Consider the following 17,548-nt stretch of genomic DNA (forward strand, 5'->3'; position numbering starts at 1 on the left):
CAATGGTCCGTTCATCCTGACTCTGCACTTTACGTAGAAGCAAGTCTTGGGATTGGCGTAAGGGCGGGGTCGGTGATAGAGCAGGGCGCAAATCGCGAGTTGTTCCGCATCATTTGCCCAAACCTTCATCAAGAGCCATGCCCGATCATCAATATGTCCTGACCCTGTCCTGTCCGGATCGCCCCGGCATCGTCTCGGCGGTGTCGACCTTCCTGGCCCACAACGGACAGAACATTCTCGACGCCCAGCAGTTCGACGACGTCGAGACCAAGAAGTTCTTCATGCGGGTGGTGTTCACCGCGGCCGATCTCGCCGTGGAGCTCACCGCGCTCCAGACCGGCTTTGCCGCGATCGCGGAGCGCTTCGGCATGGAGTGGCAGATGCGCGACCGCGCCGCGCATCGCAAGGTGATGCTGCTGGTGTCGAAGTCCGACCATTGCCTGGTCGACATCCTCTATCGCTGGCGCACCGGCGAATTGGCGATGGTCCCGACCGCGATCGTCTCCAACCATCCGCGCGAGGTCTATGCCGGGCTCGATTTCGGCGGCATCCCGTTCCACCATCTGCCTATGACCAAGGAGAGCAAGCGCGAGCAGGAGGCGCAGATCCTCGATCTCGTCGCCAAGACCGGAACTGATCTCGTCGTGCTCGCGCGCTACATGCAGATCCTGTCGGACGATCTGTCGGCCAAACTGTCGGGGCGCTGCATCAACATCCACCACTCGTTCCTGCCCGGCTTCAAGGGCGCAAAACCCTATCACCAGGCCCATGAGCGCGGCGTGAAGCTGATCGGCGCCACCGCGCATTACGTCACGCGCGATCTCGACGAGGGCCCGATCATCGACCAGGACGTCGAGCGCATCAGCCACCGCGACACGCCCGAAGATCTCGTCCGCAAGGGCCGCGACATCGAGCGCCGCGTGCTGGCGCGCGCGATCCGCTACCATCTCGACGACCGCGTCATCCCCAACGGCCGCAAGACCGTGGTGTTTATGGATTGATGTTGTTTCACCTCTCCCCGCTTGCGGGGAGAGGTCGGATTGCATCGACGATGCAATCCGGGTGAGGGGACTCTCCGCGACTCCAACTGTCACCGTCCCCGTGGAGACTCCCCCTCACCCCAACCCTCTCCCCGCAAGCGGGGCGAGGGAGCGCACCGACCTAGCGCACCGCGCCGCTCGACGGAGTGCCCGTCGCGCCCTTCTGCGCCTGCTCTTCCTTCTCGCGATCGGCCGCCGGCAGCAGCCGCTTGCGCTCGCGCTCCTTCATGTAGGCGTCGTATTGCGGCGTGCCTGCCCGCGGCGGGGCGTCGGCCGGCAGGCCGCCGGCCCATTGCGGGACGTAATCGCCGATGCCGGCCGACAGCTTCTCATTGACCGTGCCGCAGCCGGACAGCCCCACGGCAAGCGCGAGGAGGGGCAGGAGGGAGCGGAAAGGCTTGGGCATTGTGGGGGCGCGCTGGTTCGGTCTGGTTGGACGCCGGGTCAGGCTGGCGCCGCGAGAGTAGCCTTCAACAAGGTAAAATAGACTTATTCGAGGTAGGTAATAAGTTACCGGGTTGGAGCCGGGGCGAGGCCCCAGATGTACCAATTCTGCAAAAGAAAGACGAAATCTTCCATCCACGCGGCCCGTCGCGCTTCTAGACTGCGGCGCCGGCCTCGCGACAACGTGGCTTGGCCCGGCGAGGGGGCTTTTTCGTTGACAGGTCCATTTTATTTGTACAATCGTACAAATAAAAGCGGCCAAGGTCGGGGCGTTCGGGTCACCTCGACGTAACAGCGACATCACTCCCCGCCGTCGGAAATCGGGACGCTCGGCTTGCGCCGAATGGTCGCCAAACGTCCGATTGACAAGGGGGGCGCCAAGGACGCCATGTGGCGCGCGATAAGGCTCGCGCATGAGCTAGAGTGAGGCAAGGACCGGGCACTCGGTTCGCCGCACAAGAGGTCAGGAATCAAGGGGAGGGACACTCTGATGTTCGAACGCAAACAACTTTCTTGGGCAGCCGCGGTGGCCGCCGTTGCAGGCCTGGTAACCGTCGCGCCGGCCAGGGCCGAGGACACTGTCAAGGTCGGCCTGATCCTGCCGATGACCGGCGGCCAGGCCTCGACCGGCAAGCAGATCGAGAACGCGATCAAGCTCTACATGCAGCAGAAGGGCGACACCGTCGCCGGCAAGAAGATCGAGATCATCCTCAAGGACGACGCCGCGATTCCCGACAAGACCAAGACCGCTGCGCAAGAGCTGATCGTCAACGACAAGGTCAATTTCATCGCCGGCTTCGGCGTGACGCCGGCAGCCCTCGCCGCCGCGCCGCTGGCAACGCAGGCCAAGATTCCGGAAGTCGTGATGGCGGCCGGCACCTCCATCATCACCGAGCGCTCGCCCTACATCGTGCGCACCAGCTTCACCCTGGCGCAGTCCTCGACCATCATCGCCGACTGGGCGGTGAAGAACGGCATCAAGAAGGTGGCGACGCTGACCTCGGACTACGCGCCGGGCAACGACGCGCTGAACTTCTTCAAGCAGAATTTCACCGCCGGCGGCGGTGAGGTGGTCGAAGAGGTCAAGACGCCGCTCGCGAATCCCGATTTCGCGCCGTTCCTCCAGCGCATGAAGGACGCCAAGCCCGACGCGATCTTCGTGTTCGTGCCGGCCGGTCAGGGCGGCAACTTCATGAAGCAGTATGCCGAGCGTGGCCTCGACAAGGCCGGCATCAAGGTGATCGGACCGGGCGACGTCACCGACGACGACCTCCTCAACAACATGGGCGATGCCGTGCTCGGCACGGTCACCGCGCACCTTTATTCGGCGGCGCATCCGTCCGCGATGAACAAGGATTTTGTCGCGGCCTACAAGAAGGCCTTCGGCACTCGTCCGGGCTTCATGGCGGTGAGCGGCTATGACGGCATCCACCTGATCTACGAGGCGCTGAAGAAGACCGGTGGCGACACCGACGGCACCAAGCTGGTCGAGGCGATGAAGGGCCAGAAATGGGAGAGCCCGCGCGGCCCGATCTCGATCGACCCCGAGACCCGCGACATCGTGCAGAACATCTACATCCGCAAGGTCGAGAAGGTCGACGGCGAGCTCTACAACGTCGAGTTCGCGACCTTCGAAGCCGTCAAGGACCTCGGCAAGACCAAGAAGTGACGCGCGAAAGCGCGTCATCCCGGGGCGCGCATTGGCGCGAGCCCGGGATCTCGCGCCCCGCTCTCGTCATGCCCGGGCTTGACCGGTGCATCCACGCGAGAGCCGAAACAGGAACGTGGATGGCCGGGACATTTGTTTGAAGACGCACTTCGTGCTTTTGCCCGGCCATGACCGATAACCCAAGCTGAGACGATGACCTCTATCCTCACCAACCTGTTCGATGGCGTTGCCTACGGCATGCTGCTGTTCGTGCTCGCTTGCGGGCTCGCGGTCACGCTCGGCCTGATGAACTTCGTCAACCTCGCCCACGGCGCCTTCGCCATGACCGGCGGCTATGTCTGCATGGTGCTGGTCAACCGGATGGGCTGGCCGTTCTTCGCCGCGCTGCCGCTCGCTTTCGTCTCGTCGGCGGCGATCGGCATCGTGCTCGAGCGTACGCTCTACCGCCATCTCTATACGCGCAGCCATCTCGACCAGGTGCTGTTCACCATCGGCCTGACCTTCATGTCGGTCGCGGCCGTGGACTACATCCAGGGCTCGTCGCGGGTCTTCATCAACCTGCCGGCCGCGCTCCAGGGTCAGTTCGACCTGTTCGGCGTCGGCATCGGCCGTTACAGGCTGATGATCATCGTGATCTGCGGTCTGCTCACCATCGCGCTCCAGATGGTGCTGGCCAAGACCCGTTTCGGCAGCCGGCTGCGCGCCGCCGTTGACGATCCGCGCGCCGCCAGCGGCCTCGGCATCAACGTGCCGCAGGTGTTCGCTTTCACGTTTGCATTCGGTTGCGGGCTCGCCGGCCTCGGTGGCGCGCTCAGCGCCGAGATCCTCGGCCTCGACCCGTATTTCCCGCTGAAGTTCATGATCTACTTCCTGATCGTGGTCACCGTCGGCGGCTCGTCCTCGATCACCGGCCCGTTCCTGGCCTCGCTCCTGCTCGGCATCGGCGACGTCGCCGGCAAGTACTACGTGCCGAAGATGGGCCCCTTCGTGATCTACACCATGATGATCGTGATCCTGATCTGGCGCCCGAACGGCCTGTTCGGCCGCACGGCCGCGCGTTGAGTTCGCCGATGAGCGCCTCCTCCGACGTCGGTTATCACGCCCAGCGCCATGCGCGCTGGCACTATGGCGAAGTCGCCTTCTGGCTGATCGTGCTGGCCTGCGGCTTTGCATTTCCCACGCGCTATCTGATCATGACCGACATCCTGCGGCTGGCGCTGTTTGCGATGTCGCTCGATCTCATCCTCGGCTATGCCGGCATCGTCTCGCTCGGCCACGCCGCCTTCTTCGGCGTCGGCGCCTATGCGGCGGGGCTGCTTGCTCTTCACGGGATCGTCAACGAGCCCGTGCTTGCGCTGATCCTGGCCGGCATTGCCGCGATGGTGCTGGGCTTCGCCACCAGCTTCCTCGTGATCCGCGGCGTCGATCTCACCCGGCTGATGGTGACGCTCGGCATCGCGCTGCTGCTGGAGGCGCTCGCCGAGCGCTTCTCCAACATCACCGGCGGGACCGACGGCCTGCAGGGCATCGAGATGCAGCCGATCTTTGGCGAGATTCCGTTCGACATGTTCGGCAAGGCCGGCTTCTTCTATTCGCTGGCCGTGCTGTTCGTGTTGTTCCTGTTCGCCCGCCGCGTCGTGCATTCGCCGTTCGGCCTGTCGCTGCGTGCGATCAAGAACAATCCGCTGCGGGCCGCGGCGATCGGCATCCCCGTCAACCGGCGCCTGATCGCGATCTATACGCTGGCGGCGTTCTATGCCGGCATCGCAGGCGCGCTGTTCACCCAGACCACCGCGATCGCCTCGCTCGACGTGTTTGCCTTCGAACGCTCCGCCGACCTGATGCTGGTGCTCGTCATCGGCGGCACCGGCTATCTCTATGGCGGGCTGGTCGGCGCGGTGGTGTTCCGTATGCTCCAGGAATTGTTCTCCACCATCACCCCGCAATACTGGCAGTTCTGGATCGGCCTCGTGCTGGTCGTGATCGTGCTGGTCGGCCGCCAGCGCCTGCATCGCTGGGTGCTGTATGTGCCGAACCTGATCATCAAGCAGGTTGCCGGTCGCAAGGCGGTCGTCGCCGTGCCGGAGAGCGACGCATGACCATCGCGCTCGAAACCCAGAACCTCGAAAAGCAGTTCGGCGGCCTGCGCGTCACCCGCGATCTCTCGCTCAGAATCGAGCAGGGCGCCCGCCACGCGCTGATCGGCCCGAACGGCGCCGGCAAGACCACTGTCATCAACCAGCTCACCGGCGTGCTGAAGCCGAACTCCGGGCGCATCCTGCTGGAAGGCCAGGACATCACGGACGTGCCGGTGCACAAGCGCGTGCTGCGCGGCCTGTCGCGCACGTTCCAGATCAACCAGCTCTATCCCGACCTGACCCCGCTCGAGACCATCGGCCTTGCCGTCTCCGAGCGCCTCGGCCATGGCGGCGACTGGTGGCGGCGGATGGGCACGCGCAGCGACGTCAACGGCGAGATCGCCGATCTCCTGACGCGCTTCCATCTTCTCGATGTGATGAACGAAGAGACCGTGACCCTGCCTTACGGCAAGCAGCGCCTGCTCGAGATCGCGGTCGCGATCGCGGCCAAGCCGCGCGTGCTGCTGCTCGACGAGCCCGCCGCCGGCGTGCCCGAGAGCGAGCGCCACGACATTCTCGCCGTCGTAGGCAGCCTGCCGCGCGACGTCACGGTGCTGCTGATCGAGCACGACATGGATCTCGTATTCTCCTTCGCCGACCGGATTTCGGTTCTGGTCTCCGGCGCGCTGCTCACAGAAGGCCCGCCCGAGCAGGTCGCGCGCGACCCGCAGGTCAAGGCGGTCTATCTCGGCGAGGAGGCGGTCAATGTCTGACCTGCTCGAGATCGAAGCCTTGCGCGCGGGCTATGGCGAGGCGGTGGTGTTGCCGAAGATGTCCCTGCGCCTCGCCGAAGGGCAGGTGCTGGCGCTGCTCGGACGCAACGGCACCGGCAAGACCACGCTGATCAACTCCATCGTCGGCGTCACCCGCCGCTTCTCCGGCACCGTCGCGCTCGCCGGCACGGATGTCACCACGCTCCGACCCGACCAGCGGGCGCGCGCTGGCATCGGCTGGGTGCCGCAGGAGCGCAATATCTTCCGCTCGCTCACGGTCGAGGAGAACATGACCGCGGTGGCCCAGCCCGGTCCCTGGACGGTCGAGAAGGTCTACGAGATGTTTCCGCGGCTGAAGGAGCGGCGGGGCAATTTTGGCAACCAGCTCTCCGGCGGCGAGCAGCAGATGCTGGCGATCGGCCGCGCGCTGACCCTCAACCCGAAGGTCCTGCTGCTGGACGAGCCGACCGAGGGCCTTGCCCCCATCATCGTCGAGGAGCTGTTGAAGGCGATCGGGGCCATCACCCGCGCCGGCGGCATCTGCTCGATCATCGTCGAGCAGAATGCGCAAAAGATTCTGGGGCTCGCCGACCGTGTTGTGATATTGGAACGCGGAACGATCGTCCACGACGCCCCGAGCGCCGCGCTGAAGGCCGACCCCTCGGTCCTGGAGCGCCACCTCGGAGTCGCAGGGGCGGCGGCCCACTAAAAAATCCTCGGGAGTTCAAGAATGCAGCGAACCAAAGCCCCCTTCCGTGCCGATGAGGTCGGCAGCCTCCTGCGCCCCGCCAAGATCAAGGAAGCCCGCGCCAGGCTTGAGAAGGGAGAGATCTCGGCCGACGATCTGCGCAAGATCGAGGACATGGAGATCGAGAAGGTCGTGCACAAGCAGGCCTCGGTCGGGCTGAAGCTTGCGACCGACGGCGAATTCCGCCGCTCCTGGTGGCATTTCGACTTTCTGGCCAAGCTCACCGGCTGCGAGCTGTTTCACCCCGACACCGGCATCCAGTTCGCCGGCGTGCAGACCCGTCACGATGCGGTCCGCGTGATCAGCAAGCTCGACTTCCCCGACGACCACCCGATGCTGGACCATTTCCGCTTCCTGAAGAAGTGCGCCGACCAGGCCCACGTCACCGCCAAGATGACGATCCCCTCGCCGGCGGTGCTGCACTTCCGCGGTGGCCGCAAGTCGATCTCCAAGGACGTCTATCCCGATCTCGATGCCTTCTACGAGGACCTCGGCAAGACCTATCGGAAGGCCGTGAAGGCGTTCTATGACGCCGGCTGCCGCTATCTCCAGTTCGACGACACCGTGTGGGCCTATCTCTGCTCGCCGGACGAATTGCAGAAGGCGCGCGAGCGCGGCGACAATCCGGACGGTCTCCAGCAGATCTATGCGCGCATCATCAACTACGCGCTGGCCGAGAAGCCCGCCGACATGGTGGTGACGACACATGTCTGCCGCGGCAATTTCCGCTCGACCTGGATCTCCTCGGGCGGCTACGAGCCGGTGGCCGAGACCATGCTCGCCGGCACCAATTACGACGGCTACTTCCTGGAGTACGACAGCGACCGCGCCGGCGGTTTCGAGCCGCTGCGCTTCCTGCCCAAGGGCAACAAGGTCGTCGTGGTCGGCGTCATCACCTCGAAGTTCGGTGAGCTCGAGAAGAAGGACGACATCAAGCGCCGTCTGGAAGAAGCCGCCAAGTTCGCGCCGCTGGAGCAGCTCGCACTGTCCCCGCAATGCGGCTTCGCCTCGACCGAGGAGGGCAACATCCTCTCCGAGGAAGAGCAGTGGGCCAAGCTGAGCCTTGCGGTGGAGATCGCGAAGGAAGTGTGGGGCAACTGAGGCACAGCGTCATCCCGGGGCGCGCGTAGCGCGAACTATGGTGCGCGCTTGCGCACCTGAGGATCTCGAGATCCCGGGTGTGGTGCTTGCGCACCATCCCGGGATGACGATGCGCAAGCGCATCGTCACTTCTCCGCCAGGTAGACCTCACCCAGCAGCGACGAATTCGACCACGGCACTTGCTTGTTCTTCGTAGTCGAGACCACTTCCGCCCGCACCCGCGTGAGCATCTGCTGCACCTCCAGCCCGGGCGTGCCGATATGACGGGACAGCGCGGCGGAGAACGGCGAGTTGGCGCCGTCGCCGTCGAGCGCGACCTGGCCCGGTGCGGTGGCGAAAGCGATCAGCGTGCCGGCGCCGAGTGTCGCCCCGGCGCCGAGGCTCGTTGGAGCCGCGAGGCCCGAGGCGCCCTCGATGCTGCGATTGGCAGAGGCTGAAGCCACCTGTTGTGCCATCGGGTTGTTGCGGCAGGCATCGAAAATCAAAATGTTGGTGCGGACCTGATCGTCGAGGCCGGCCATGATCGTGTCCATGTCGATCATCGCCTCTGTCATGGCCGTGCCCGGCTTGAGTTCGACGTCGACGGGAATGAGATAGTTGCGGCCGTTCACCTGCACGCCATGGCCGGCATAGTAGACCACGGCGACTTGCGCCCGCGCCGCCTCGCGCAGGAAGTCGCGCGTCATCTTCTGCATCGCGGCGCGGTCGAGGTCGACGCCCTCCGACACGGTGAAGCCGATGTCGCGCAGGCTCTTGGCGACCGCGCGGGCGTCGTTGGGTGGATTGGGCAGCGCCTTCACATGCGCATAGGCGCCGTTGCCGATAATCAGCGCCATGCGCGTGCCGCGCACGGCCGGAGCAGGCGAGGGCGCGGATGCCGCGCCGGTCTGCTGCGGGGCAGGGGCCGCTGTCGGCTGCGTCGTGGGCGAGGGCGCATCGCGCGGGATCGGCACAGCTGCATCGCTCACCAGCGACAGCCGCACTTTTGCGGTCGCCTGGTTGGCCTTGCTGCCGGCGTCCGACGCCACGATCGCCAGCGTCGCCTTGTAGTCGTCGCGTGCGCGGGCGTAGTCGCCTTTCGCTTCATAGGCCAGCGCGCGATGAGTATAGCCCGAGATGAGCACGCTGTTCGGCGGCGTCATGATGTTGGCCGGCGGCTTTTTCTCGGCGAGCCGGATCGCCTCGCTGCCATCGGCGATGGCGCGATCGAGATCGCCCTTGGCGCGCCAGATCGAGGTACGGTTGATCAGCGGCTGCGGCAGCGTCGGGTCGAGCCGGATCGCTTGGTTGATGTCGGCGAGCGCGCCCTCGAGATCGCCGAGTCCTTCTTTCGAGATGCCGCGGTTCTGGAACGAGAACGCCGATTTCGGATCGGCTTTGATCGACATGTCGTAGTCGGCGATCGCCTTGGTGTAGTCGTGCTTGCCCCGCCAGGCGTTGCCGCGATTGTGGAAGATGATGCCGCTGGGAGGTCCGAGCTTCAGCGCATCGTCGAAATCGGCGATCGCGATGTCGTAGTCGCCCTTGTCGTAATAGGCCGAGCCCCTGAGGTTATAGACCGCCTGGGTCGGCTGCAGCCGGATCGCCTCCGTGGCATCAGTGATGACCTTGGCGTAGTCGCCCTTCTTGTTCCAGCCCACCGCGCGCCAGAAATAGACGGTCGCGAGCTGTTCGCCCTTGAACACCTTCAGCGCGATGATCTTGGTGCAGGCGTCGACCATCTTGTCCGCCGGGGTGGTCTCGGTGGTGCAGAGCGGCCCGAGCTGGTTGCGCGCCTGCGCCAGGGCGGACGTCGACCCCAGCACGACGGTGAGCAGGCAGAGCGCGACGAGCAGGCGGCGCATGGCGGTCGTCCCGTAAGAGGAGAAGTGCTTGTTTGTTGCCCGGCGGTGCGCCGGGGTTCACGCTCCCGTCGTTGGACCTGGGGTGAAGCAAGCGAGGGTATTCCCCCGGTGGGCAGACTTTGCTAAGAGGTGGGACCCAACATCGCTGCCCACCACCTTCCCACTCATGAAAAACGACGAAATCCTGAGCCAGATCACCGAGTTCTGCCGCAAGGCGGATATGGCGGAATCGACGTTTGGCCGGCGCGCGGTGAACGATGGGAAGCTGGTGCATCGCCTGCGCGAGGGAAAGCGCATCACCATCGACACGCTGGAGCGGATCCAGGCCTATATGGCGGCGTCGATGGCCGGCGGCGTGCCGCCGCCACGAGGCCTTCAGGTGCCTCCGGAAAAGCGCGATCCGCGTGGTAATTTCCGTTTCTTCGAGAACCGGCAGAAATATCTGCTGTTCGTCCACACCTGTAGCGAAAAGCGGGTGATCGCGGACCGGGTTGCGCTGGAACTGGCCGCCATCCATCCGCGCCCGCCGGCGCTGCGCCTGTTCGACGCCGGCGTCGGCGACGGCACGGTGCTGGCGCGGGTGCTGCGCGCGACGCACCAGCGCTTTCCGCACATGCCGTTCTATGTCGCCGGCAAGGAGCTCAGTCTCGAGGACCTGCGCCTGACGCTGGAGAAGGTGCCGGATCGCATTTTCGAGCATCCTGCGTCGGTGTTCGTCTTCACCAACATGTTCTATTCGGAGGCGCCCTGGCTCACGCCGGCATCGCCCGCAGCGGCGGCCGCCACCGTCTGGCACGAGGTTCCGCTACGTGGCGCCTCGTCGGGCGAGTTCGAGCAGCAGATCGCAGAGCTGCGGCCGTTCCTGGAGCAGAACTGGCGCGCCGCGATCAGCCCGCGCACGGCCATGCCGCTCTACGAGCGGCCGGTCGTCCTGGTGCTCTATCGCGAGGATCACCGGTTCCTGCTGGATTCGACCATTCCGCGGCCGGGCCAGACCGAGGCCAATTTCGACCTCGTTATTGCATCCCAGCCATACCGTGCGCTGTCCTCGGTCAATTTCCGGGCAAAGCGGATCATTGCGCCTCTGGCGCGGGCATTGCGGCCGGGGGGGCGCCTGATCGGTATTCACTCCCATGGTCACGATCCGGGCATGGAAATGATCCAGGCAATCTGGCCCGGAGAAAATCCTTTCGCGGTCAGTCGTCATGAGCTATTGCGCGCAGTTAAGTACGAGCTCGGATCGTTGGGCCGCGACCTAAATTTTAATGCCTACGCGGACAACCGCTCGATCTTCAGGTATGATATGGAAGCGCTGCCCAACGAGGTGACGGGTACTATCGGAACCTCGACGGCCTTTGCAGCGTGGAATGCGGCGGTGTATGTCGCTCAGATCGAGGACGACCGGTTGGCAGAAATGACTCAAAACGGCCGCACTCTGGATGCCGCCAGGGACGTGCTGAGAAAGTACAACGGGCTCTGGTTTCTTGACGAATCCTACGTCATCTCGCGCCGGCGTGATTGACATAATCCAAAGGTAAACATCGCAAACGAACCGCCGTGCAGTGGCGGAACAAGGGGTTTCTTGATGCGCGCGTCCTATCTCTTCACCAGCGAGTCCGTGTCCGAGGGCCATCCGGACAAGGTCTGCGACCGGATCTCCGATGAAATCGTCGATCTGTTCTACCGCGAGGGGCCGAAAGCCGGCATCGACCCGTGGCAAATCCGCGCCGCCTGCGAAACGCTCGCGACTACCAACAAGGTCGTGATCGCCGGCGAGACCCGCGGCCCGAAGTCCGTCACCAACGAGCAGATCGAGGGCGTCGTGCGCGCCGCGATCAAGGACATCGGCTACGAGCAGGAAGGTTTCCACTGGAAGACCTGCGACATCGAGATTCTGCTGCATCCGCAGTCGGCCGACATCGCCCAGGGCGTCGACGCGCTTCAGCCGGGTGAGGTCAAGGAAGAAGGCGCGGGCGACCAGGGCATCATGTTCGGTTACGCCACCAACGAGACGCCTGACTTGATGCCGGCGCCGATCTTCTACGCCCACAAGATCCTGCGCCTCATCTCCGAAGCGCGCCACTCCGGCCGCGAGAAGGTGCTGGGCCCGGATTCCAAGAGCCAGGTCACCGTGCAGTACGAGAACGGCAAGCCGGTCGGCGTGCGCGAGATCGTGGTCTCCCACCAGCATCTGGTGCCGGACCTCACCTCCAGCCAGGTGCGCGACATCGTCGAGCCTTATGTGCGCGAGGCGCTGCCGAAGGACTGGATCACGCCGAAGACCATCTGGCACATCAACCCTACCGGCAAGTTCTACATCGGCGGTCCCGACGGCGACGCCGGCCTGACCGGCCGCAAGATCATCGTCGACACCTATGGTGGCGCGGCCCCGCATGGCGGCGGTGCGTTCTCCGGCAAGGATCCGACCAAGGTCGACCGTTCTGCGGCCTACGCCGCGCGCTACGTCGCCAAGAACATCGTTGCTGCCGGTCTCGCCGACCGCTGCACGCTGCAGCTTGCCTATGCCATCGGCGTGGCGCGGCCGCTGTCGATCTACATCGACACCCACGGCACCGGCAAAGTGCCGGAGGAACAGCTCGAGAAGGCGGCGGCGCAGGCGATGGATCTCACGCCCCGCGGCATCCGCAGCCATCTCGACCTCAACCGCCCGATCTACGCGCGCACCTCGGCCTACGGCCATTTCGGCCGTACACCCGACAACGAGGGCGGCTTCTCCTGGGAGAAGACCGATCTCGTCGAGCAGCTGAAGCGCGCGCTCTAGTTCACTTGCGTCATTCCGGGGCGCCGCGACAGCGGCGAACCCGGAATCTCGATCCTCCGGATTCCGGGTTCGCTCTTTTCGCGAGCGCCCCGGAATGACGAGTCAAACAAACAGGAACCCCCTATGAACGCGAAGCCCGGCTTCACCGATTACATCGTCAAGGACATTTCGCTCGCCGATTTCGGCCGCAAGGAACTCTCGCTCGCCGAGACCGAGATGCCCGGCCTGATGGCCACCCGCGAGGAGTTCGGCCCGAAGCAGCCGCTGAAGGGCGCGCGCATCGCCGGCTCGCTGCACATGACGATCCAGACCGGGGTGCTGATCGAGACGCTGGCAGCACTCGGCGCCGACATTCGCTGGGTCTCCTGCAACATCTATTCGACGCAGGACCACGCTGCCGCCGCGATCGCGGCCGCCGGCATTCCCGTCTTCGCCGTCAAGGGAGAGACGCTGACCGAATACTGGGACTACACCGCCAAGCTGTTCGACTGGCACGGCGGCGGTCATCCGAACATGATCCTCGATGACGGCGGTGACGCCACCATGTACGTCCATCTCGGTCTGCGTGCCGAGAACGGCGACACCGCCTTCCTCGACAAGCCCGGCTCCGAGGAAGAGGAAGTCTTCTTCGCGCTTCTGAAGAAGCAGCTCAAGGAAAAGCCGAAGGGCTACTTCGCCGAGATCGCCAAGAGCATCAAGGGCGTTTCCGAAGAGACCACCACGGGCGTGCATCGTCTGTATGACATGCAGAAGGCCGGCACGCTGCTGTGGCCGGCGATCAACGTCAACGACAGCGTCACCAAGTCCAAGTTCGACAACCTCTATGGCTGCCGTGAATCGCTGGTCGACGGCATCCGCCGCGGCACCGACGTGATGATGTCGGGCAAGGTCGCGATGGTCGCGGGCTTCGGCGACGTCGGCAAGGGCTCGGCCGCCTCGCTGCGCCAGGCCGGCTGCCGCGTGATGGTCTCCGAAGTCGATCCGATCTGCGCGCTCCAGGCCGCGATGGAAGGCTACGAGGTCGTGACCATGGAGGACGCCGCCCCGCGCGCCGACATCTTCGTCACCGCGACCGGCAACAAGGACATCATCACCATCGAGCACATGCGCGCGATGAAGGATCGCGCCATCGTCTGCAACATCGGCCACTTCGACAACGAGATCCAGATCGCGGGTCTGCGTAACCTGAAGTGGACCAACATCAAGCCGCAGGTCGACGAGATCGAATTCCCCGACAAGCACCGCATCATCATGCTGTCGGAGGGGCGCCTCGTGAACCTCGGCAACGCGATGGGTCATCCGTCCTTCGTGATGTCGGCGTCCTTCACCAACCAGACGCTGGCGCAGATCGAGCTGTTCGCCAACAACAAGGACGGCAAGTACAAGAAGGAAGTCTACGTGCTGCCGAAGACCCTCGACGAGAAGGTCGCGCGCCTCCACCTCGCCAAGATCGGCGTCAAGCTCACCGAGCTGCGCAAGGACCAGGCCGACTATATCGGCGTGAAGCAGGAAGGCCCGTACAAGAGCGATCACTACCGCTACTGAGCCAGCCTCATCGAAACATCAAAGCCCCGGAGCGATCCGGGGCTTTTTTGTTGCCCACCCGTCTGATACGCTCTCAGGTAGAGCCAGAAAAAGCCTGCCACCTTTGCAGCGGGCGGCCCATTGCCCGGCACATATTGTCTGACACCGAAAGCATTGTGGAGGAAGTGCGATGTCCAACGAGGCCGCTAACGTCAAGATCTTGCAGGACGCCTATCACCGGTGGAACGAGAGCAAGGGAGGTAGCGTCGACCATTGGTTCGACGTCGTCGTTGCTCCGAAGATCAACTTTGCCTCGATCCCGCGCGGCGTCGAGCCGCTGGCATTTGCCACGGAATACCACGACAGCGTGAAGCTCCGCGATTATTTCGACACGCTGCTGTCCGAGTGGAGCATGCAGCATTACACGATAAATGAATACGTGGCGCAGGGCGACGCGGTCGTCGCGCGAGGCTCCTGCGCCTGGATCAACAAGCGGACCGGAAAACTCGCCGAAACGCCCAAGCTCGATTTCTGGCGCTTCAAGGACGGCAAGGCGATCGAATTCTACGAGTATTTCGATACGGCCTGCGTGGTCGCCGCAGCGACCTGACGGTTGCAATTCGGCGCGGCGCCGCCCATCCTGTGTGGAGGGAGAAACGCGATGGCCGAAGCCAAAGAACATGTCGACGTGCTGATCGTCGGTGCCGGCCTGTCCGGCATCGGCGCGGGCTATCATCTTCAGGCGAAGTGCCCGGGCAAGAGCTACGTCATTCTCGAGGGCCGCGACTGCATCGGCGGCACCTGGGATCTGTTCCGCTATCCCGGCATCCGTTCGGACAGCGACATGTTCACGCTCGGCTATTCGTTCAAGCCTTGGACTGATCCGAAGGCGATCGCCGACGGGCCGCAGATCCTGAACTATGTGCGCGAAACCGCGGCCGAGAACGGCATCGCGAAGCACATCCGCTTCCGCCATCGCGTTAAGCGTGCGGCGTGGTCGACGTCGGATGCGCGCTGGACCGTGGAGGCCGAGCGCATCACGGGCGAGGGCGCGACCGAGGTCGTGCGCTTCACCTGCAATTTCCTGTTCATGTGCTCGGGCTATTACAAATACGAGGCGGGCTATACGCCGGAGTTCAAGGGCGCGGCGGATTTCGCCGGCCGCATCGTGCATCCGCAGAAATGGACCGAGGACATCGACTACGCCGGCAAGCGCGTCGTCGTGATCGGCTCGGGCGCGACCGCGGTGACGCTGGTGCCGGAGCTCGCCAAGAAGGCGGCGCAGGTCACCATGCTCCAGCGTTCGCCGACCTATGTGGTGTCGCGTCCGGCGCAGGACCCCGTCGCCAACAAATTGCGCCGCAACCTGCCGGCGCGGCTTGCCTATCATCTGATCCGCTGGCGCAACGTGATGTGGGGGATGTTCTTCTTCCAGCTCAGCCGGCGCAGGCCCGCGAAGGTGAAGGACCTCATTCTCAAAGGCGTGCAGATGGCGCTCGGCCCGGACTACGACGTCGCGACCCATTTCACGCCGCGCTACAATCCCTGGGACCAGCGGCTGTGCCTCGTGCCGGATGGCGACCTGTTCAAGGCGATCCGCGAGCAGCGGGCTTCCGTCGTCACGAGCGAGATCGACAATTTTACCCGCGACGGGATCCGCCTGAAGGACGGCCGGGAGCTCGCGGCCGATATCATCGTCACCGCGACGGGGCTGGTGCTCCAGGTCGTCGGCGGTCTCGAGATCAGCGTCGACGGCCGCGCTGTCGATTTCGCCAATACGCTGACTTACAAGGGCATGATGTATGCCGACGTGCCCAACATGGCGTCGGCTTTCGGCTACACCAACGCGTCCTGGACGCTGAAATGCGATCTCACCTGCGAATATGTCTGCCGGCTCATCAACTACATGGACCGGCACAATTTCCGCCAGTGCATGCCGCACAATGACGATCCGACGATCACCGCGCAGCCGTCGCTCGATTTCACCTCGGGTTACGTGCAGCGCTCGGTCGCCAAGATGCCGAAGCAGGGCTCGAAGCAGCCGTGGCGGCTGTACCAGAACTATGCCCTCGACATCGTCTCCTTGCGCTTCGGCCGGATCGACGACGGTGTGATGCAATACTCCTGATCTTGCTACGTAAATTACCGGGAGAGGCTCGCGATCGCTTGAGACGAATCGCGACTTGGGGTAGAATTTTTGCGCTGCAAGAAGTTTATTTCCGGCGGTGTCTGAGTTCCACGTTGTTGCCGTCCTGAGGAGAACGCGGAACATGTACATCCTTGCTCTGGTCACGCAGAAAGGCGGAAGCGGCAAGAGCACGCTGTCCGTTGGGCTGGCGGTGGCAGCGATGCAGCGCGGCGAGCGCGTCGCTCTCATTGAGGCGGATGCGCAAGGTACGATCTCGAGATGGAAAGGGCGCCGTGAGAAGCCCTATCCTCGCGTCGATTGCGTCACCGATCCCAGCGAAATCGAGCCGGTGATATCCCGCCTCAAGGCCGAAGGGGTTGGGCTCGCAATCATCGACACAGCTGCCACGAACAATGCCTTGGCGGCGCGCGCCATTGCCAGTGCCGATCTTTGTCTCATCCCGGCTCGTCCGAGCCCGGCCGATATCGAAGCCGCAATACCAACGCTGATCGCTACCCGCAGGCTCGATCGCCGGTTTGCCTTCATCCTCAATCAGGCGCCCACACGGGGGGGCCGGTTGAGCGAAGCTGCCACGTCGCTCAACTCGCTCGGCTTGCTTGCGCTCCCCTTCATTGGGCAGCGCAACGACCACCAGGATGCGCTCGGGGCAGGGCTGGGCGTAACCGAGTACGCGCCGGAGGGAAAAGCCTCGGAGGAAATTGCGGCCCTGTGGGGTTGGATCTCGGAGCGCCTTATCGTGGAGTCGAATGATCATGGGCAAGCCGCGCTCAAGACAGCCTGCTGACGTTGCACGCGCCGGGCGTCGCTCGCTGGTGGAGCTGGCGGCCGAAGTGAGCCGCGCCGTCGACGAGGGCTTGGCGATGCCGCCGGGCTCGGTCTCCGCCGTCCTGCAAGATGCGCCGCAGATCGCGCAAGCTGCGCCCGCTCCGATGACTGTTCCGGTACAAGAAGCGGCCGGCGTCATCGCTGCAAGACCTGAACCTCCGGGCACTACCACCATTGATCTCATGGTGGACATCGCCAAGGATTGTCAGGCGCGTGCTTTGGACGGCATGAAGACTGGTGCTCACGCTGCGCTGGATTATGCCAGGGACCTCGCCAAGCCACGGCTGGCCGATGTGGCATCGGAGGCCAATGGAATCGCCGCCGGAGAAGGCCACCTCATCGAGGCAATTGGAACGGCGGCTGAGTGTCGCGTCGTCGTGCTCGAACTGATGAAAGTCAATGCGGGCGCGACCTTGGAGTATGCGCGGGAGTTGGGCCGTGCGAGAACCCTGGCGGAGTTGGTTGAGCTGTCGAGCACGCATGCGCGACAGCAATGTGAGTTGGTCCTGAAGCAAACCGAGCTGCTGCGATCGCTTGCTCAAATCATGACAAAGCCCGGTGCCGGGTAGCA

At 64.2% G+C, this 17,548-nt stretch carries 16 protein-coding genes; 14 read left to right on the forward strand and 2 right to left on the reverse strand.

Annotated elements, in window-relative coordinates; genetic code table 11:
* Positions 1–137: 137 nt before the first annotated feature.
* Entirely contained in the window at positions 138–1,001 is an 864-nt protein-coding gene (gene purU, locus ACVWW6_RS21270) for a formyltetrahydrofolate deformylase (protein ID WP_271553700.1), read from the forward strand.
* 160 nt (positions 1,002–1,161) lie between these two features.
* Here the strand turns inward: purU and ACVWW6_RS21275 are convergent, their stop codons facing one another.
* The gene (locus ACVWW6_RS21275; RefSeq protein WP_271553699.1) at positions 1,162–1,446 is read right to left on the reverse strand and encodes a hypothetical protein; all 285 of its coding nucleotides are present in this window, start codon (positions 1,444–1,446) and stop codon (positions 1,162–1,164) included.
* 528 nt (positions 1,447–1,974) lie between these two features.
* Here ACVWW6_RS21275 and ACVWW6_RS21280 point away from each other — a divergent pair.
* The 6 genes from ACVWW6_RS21280 (at position 1,975) to ACVWW6_RS21305 (ending at position 7,853) form a co-directional block, all read left to right on the forward strand.
* A complete protein-coding gene (locus tag ACVWW6_RS21280; RefSeq protein WP_271553698.1) occupies positions 1,975–3,153 on the forward strand; it encodes an ABC transporter substrate-binding protein in 1,179 nt (392 codons plus the stop codon).
* 192 nt (positions 3,154–3,345) lie between these two features.
* A complete protein-coding gene (locus ACVWW6_RS21285) occupies positions 3,346–4,215 on the forward strand; it encodes a branched-chain amino acid ABC transporter permease (protein WP_011088693.1) in 870 nt (289 codons plus the stop codon).
* Between the two features lie 8 nt (positions 4,216–4,223).
* Entirely contained in the window at positions 4,224–5,252 is a 1,029-nt protein-coding gene (locus tag ACVWW6_RS21290) for a branched-chain amino acid ABC transporter permease (RefSeq protein ID WP_271553695.1), read from the forward strand.
* Positions 5,249–6,004, forward strand: coding sequence for an ABC transporter ATP-binding protein (locus ACVWW6_RS21295; protein ID WP_271553694.1), 756 nt, complete (start codon positions 5,249–5,251; stop codon positions 6,002–6,004). Before ACVWW6_RS21290 ends, ACVWW6_RS21295 begins: the two co-directional genes overlap by 4 nt.
* Positions 5,997–6,713: an ABC transporter ATP-binding protein gene (locus tag ACVWW6_RS21300; RefSeq protein WP_110116682.1), complete on the forward strand. Its 717-nt coding sequence runs from the start codon at positions 5,997–5,999 to the stop codon at positions 6,711–6,713. Before ACVWW6_RS21295 ends, ACVWW6_RS21300 begins: the two co-directional genes overlap by 8 nt.
* A gap of 21 nt (positions 6,714–6,734) precedes the next feature.
* Entirely contained in the window at positions 6,735–7,853 is a 1,119-nt protein-coding gene (locus ACVWW6_RS21305; protein ID WP_011088689.1) for a cobalamin-independent methionine synthase II family protein, read from the forward strand.
* Between the two features lie 125 nt (positions 7,854–7,978).
* Here ACVWW6_RS21305 and ACVWW6_RS21310 read toward each other — a convergent pair whose 3' ends face one another.
* Positions 7,979–9,697: a caspase family protein gene (locus ACVWW6_RS21310; protein ID WP_456681362.1), complete on the reverse strand. Its 1,719-nt coding sequence runs from the start codon at positions 9,695–9,697 to the stop codon at positions 7,979–7,981.
* A gap of 166 nt (positions 9,698–9,863) precedes the next feature.
* Between ACVWW6_RS21310 and ACVWW6_RS21315 the strand changes: the two genes are divergently transcribed.
* The 7 genes from ACVWW6_RS21315 (at position 9,864) to ACVWW6_RS21345 (ending at position 17,546) form a co-directional block, all read left to right on the forward strand.
* Complete coding sequence (locus ACVWW6_RS21315; RefSeq protein ID WP_028173200.1) at positions 9,864–11,219, forward strand: hypothetical protein; 1,356 nt, start codon at positions 9,864–9,866, stop codon at positions 11,217–11,219.
* Positions 11,220–11,282: 63 nt separating this feature from the next.
* Positions 11,283–12,479: a methionine adenosyltransferase gene (gene metK, locus ACVWW6_RS21320; RefSeq protein ID WP_011088686.1), complete on the forward strand. Its 1,197-nt coding sequence runs from the start codon at positions 11,283–11,285 to the stop codon at positions 12,477–12,479.
* A gap of 123 nt (positions 12,480–12,602) precedes the next feature.
* Positions 12,603–14,024 (forward strand): adenosylhomocysteinase, encoded by a 1,422-nt coding sequence (gene ahcY, locus ACVWW6_RS21325; protein WP_011088685.1) that lies wholly within the window; start codon positions 12,603–12,605, stop codon positions 14,022–14,024.
* Positions 14,025–14,193: 169 nt separating this feature from the next.
* Positions 14,194–14,613, forward strand: coding sequence for a nuclear transport factor 2 family protein (locus tag ACVWW6_RS21330; RefSeq protein WP_011088684.1), 420 nt, complete (start codon positions 14,194–14,196; stop codon positions 14,611–14,613).
* Between the two features lie 51 nt (positions 14,614–14,664).
* A complete protein-coding gene (locus ACVWW6_RS21335; RefSeq protein WP_271553688.1) occupies positions 14,665–16,131 on the forward strand; it encodes a flavin-containing monooxygenase in 1,467 nt (488 codons plus the stop codon).
* Positions 16,132–16,273: 142 nt separating this feature from the next.
* Positions 16,274–16,936 carry a nucleotide-binding protein gene (locus tag ACVWW6_RS21340; RefSeq protein WP_271553687.1) on the forward strand — a complete coding sequence of 221 codons (663 nt, stop codon included), beginning with the start codon at positions 16,274–16,276 and terminating at the stop codon, positions 16,934–16,936.
* Positions 16,905–17,546: a phasin family protein gene (locus ACVWW6_RS21345; protein ID WP_231166542.1), complete on the forward strand. Its 642-nt coding sequence runs from the start codon at positions 16,905–16,907 to the stop codon at positions 17,544–17,546. The genes ACVWW6_RS21340 and ACVWW6_RS21345 overlap by 32 nt, the downstream gene beginning before the upstream one ends.
* Positions 17,547–17,548: the final 2 nt, after the last annotated feature.

The sequence above is a fragment of the Bradyrhizobium sp. USDA 3311 genome (assembly GCF_054062495.1).